The organism is Pseudomonas sp. GM55, from assembly GCF_000282395.1.
Classification (GTDB): Bacteria; Pseudomonadota; Gammaproteobacteria; order Pseudomonadales; family Pseudomonadaceae; genus Aquipseudomonas; species Aquipseudomonas fluorescens_CC.
Genome location: NZ_AKJJ01000029.1, coordinates 1 through 2,835, shown reverse-complemented (window position 1 = coordinate 2,835; position 2,835 = coordinate 1). Strand labels below are relative to the sequence as shown.

The window sequence follows — 2,835 nt, the reverse complement described above, 5'->3', positions numbered from 1 at the left end:
CCCTGCCGCTATCGGCTGCTGGCCGAGTCGATCAACTGGGACCGGGTTCTGATCGCCTATCGCGACCACACTCCCCTTGGCTATGCCGCCTTCAAGCACCATCGACGCGGGCCTTACTCGCCCGGTGTCCGGCCTTTTTTACGCGAGTTCGGCCGGTTGCAGGGCGCACTGCGCTATCTGTTGTTCGCGATTACCGAAGGTCGGGAGCGTTACTACGGTTTTTATCTTTATGGTTTGCACGTAATCAAACATGCACGCCATCAGGGCGTTGCCAGCGCGCTGCTGGCCACAACGTTCGATCAGGCCCGGCAAGCCGGCTATGACCGGATAGAACTGGAGGTTCAGGTGAAGAATGAACGGGCCCAGCGGCTCTATGCGCATCTGGGTTTTACCCGGGTCCGGACCACTGCCGTGAATTGGCTGGGCCGACTTCTGCCATTCCCTGCGGTGATCAACATGCGCCGCTCGCTGACATCCCGACCATGAGCGGCGAAGAGATGAGTCGATCAGTTCCCCTTGAGTCGCTGGTGGAAGGCCCTGGCTGGGTCGGCATCATGTCGCAATGGGTGATGTGGAAAGTCTTGCACCTGGGTGAGTTTCTCGATCCCGAAGGAACTCCGCGCTGGCTGTGGCGGCGCGGTCAGCAACAGCCCGATGGTTTGAAGGCGATTTCCGGGATCGGTTACAAAAGCTCGTCCGACCATGCCCGGGTGTTGTGCAAACGCTGGGGCATACCCTATGTGGCGCTGGAGGACGGCTTTCTGCGTTCCTCTTCGCTGGGAGTGGAAGGCGATACGCCGATGTCGATGGTGGTCGACCCCATCGGCATCCACTACCTGGCGGATCGTCCGTCGCTGCTGGAAAACATGCTGCAAAACCCGCACACCCTGACCGAGGCGGAGCTGGCAACCGCCCGGGCGCTGATTGCCCTGATGCGCAGCAGCGGCATCGGCAAATACAACAACGCCCCGGATTTGAGCAATGACGACACCCTGGGCCGCGACAAGCCGCTGGTCCTGGTGGTGGACCAGACTTACGGCGATTTCTCCATTCCTGGCGGCGGACTTTGCGAAGCGGACTTTATCCGCATGCTCGATGCGGCGCTGGCGGAAAACCCCGATGCGGACGTACGGGTCCGAATTCATCCCGACTGCATCAACGGCCACAAGAAAAGCTGCCTGCTCGACGCTGCCCTTGCGCGGGGCGTGACGCTGGAGAACCGCCACGTGTCCTGGGCCTCCCTGGCGACACGGGCCCGACGGGTATACGTCGGCACCAGTCAGGCCGGGCTGGAAGCCTTGATTCAGGGTGTACCGGTGACATGTTTCGGACTGCCGTTCTACGCCGGCTGGGGGTTGACCGACGATCGCTTGCCGATCCCCCGACGCCAGGCCCGGCCCACGCTGGAGCAACTGGTGGCCGCCGCCTACATTCGCTACTGCCGCTACGTGGACCCACTGACCGACCAGCGCTGCGACGTCATGACCGTGGCCCGGCAACTGGCCCGACAGAAACAACAGGACAGTCAATTCGCTGGCGAACTGACCGTGCTCGGCGTGCCCCGACGCCGGCAACCGGCGATCCGCCGCTTGCTCGACAGCCGTTGGGGCCGCGTGAAGTTCACCCGCAACAGCGCCGACCTGATGGCGGCAGTGGCGCGCGAAGGCGGCAAAGTGTTGGTGTGGAGCACACACGAACCACAGGATCTGTCGTCACATGCCGCAGCACAGGGCATACCGCTGTGGCGCATCTGCCCGGGCAACGCCACGACCAGCCTGATCCTCAAGCGCAATGAGGGCGATGAACAACAACTGGTGCAAGTTCGCGGCATGCCCTGCAGCCAACAGCAGGCGCTGGAACACAGTACAAAAGCCAATCCGGGCCTGCTTGACAGCTACCCTCGCTATCGCCAGGTCAGCCGCTATCTCAAGGGCATGTTCTCCCTATAACCCGCTGTAAGATCCGGCTTGCTGGCGAAGGCGTTTTCAATACCGCTGCATGACCCACGGACGCCTTCGCTGGCAAGCCAGCTCCTACAAAAGACGCGATGATCTTGCGGACGCGACCCATCCTGTAGGAGCCGGCTTGCTGGCGAAGGCGTTTTCAATACCGCTGCATGACCCACGGCCGCCTTCGCTGGCAAGCCAGCTCCTACAAAAAACGCGACGATCTTGCGGACGCCCCCCATCCTGTAGGAGCCGGCTTGCTGGCGAAGGCGACACATACACATCCGGACCCAGACTTTTACGACGTTACGTCATCTGCGCACCTAGCCTTAGCCCTTTCTACCTGTACAGGAGGGCCAAGGATTGCCCACTCGCTCCCACGCCAACCAACTGCGCACCGGTCGCCATTCCCAGTCTGGACAGATCTACCTGCTCACTGCCGTGACCCACCTGCGTGAGCCGGTGTTCAGCGATTGGCGAGTGGGACGCTTGGTGGTGGATCAGTTTCGTCTGGCCAGCACAGAAGGACGGGCAGAATCCCTGGCCTGGGTGGTGATGCCCGACCATTTTCACTGGTTGGTCGAACTCCAGAACAGCACACTGCCGGAATTGATGCTCGCAACCAAATCGCGCAGTGCGAGAGAGATCAATGCTTACCTGGGACGCTCGGGAAAACTTTGGCAAAAAGGCTTCCACGACCGCGCAATCCGCCGCGAAGAAAATCTGTTGACTGTGGCCCGTTACATCATCGCCAACCCGTTGCGTGCAGGCTTTGTCAGGCGCGTTCATGACTATCCATTGTGGGATGCCATATGGCTGTAGATGTTGGCTTGCCGGCGAAGGCGTTTTCAATACCGCTGCATGATCCACGGACGCCTTCGCCGGCAAG

General features: G+C 61.2%; 3 protein-coding genes. All 3 read left to right on the top strand.

The window, feature by feature from the left end; all coding sequences use genetic code 11:
* Positions 1-486 (top strand): GNAT family N-acetyltransferase (locus PMI31_RS04105; protein ID WP_008016419.1); only part of this gene is annotated, 486 nt, incomplete at its 5' end.
* A gap of 11 nt (positions 487-497) precedes the next feature.
* On the top strand, positions 498-1,949 hold the full coding sequence (locus PMI31_RS04100; protein WP_008016418.1) for a capsular polysaccharide export protein, LipB/KpsS family: 1,452 nt from the start codon (positions 498-500) through the stop codon (positions 1,947-1,949).
* Between the two features lie 360 nt (positions 1,950-2,309).
* On the top strand, positions 2,310-2,768 hold the full coding sequence (locus tag PMI31_RS04095) for an REP-associated tyrosine transposase (protein ID WP_008016416.1): 459 nt from the start codon (positions 2,310-2,312) through the stop codon (positions 2,766-2,768).
* The last annotated feature ends 67 nt before the right edge of the window (positions 2,769-2,835 follow it).

Excerpts from the sequence above, each read along its gene's own strand:
- PMI31_RS04100 (WP_008016418.1), top strand. The coding sequence starts at position 498 with ATGAGTCGATCAGTTCCCCTTGAGTCGCTGGTGGAAGGCCCTGGCTGG.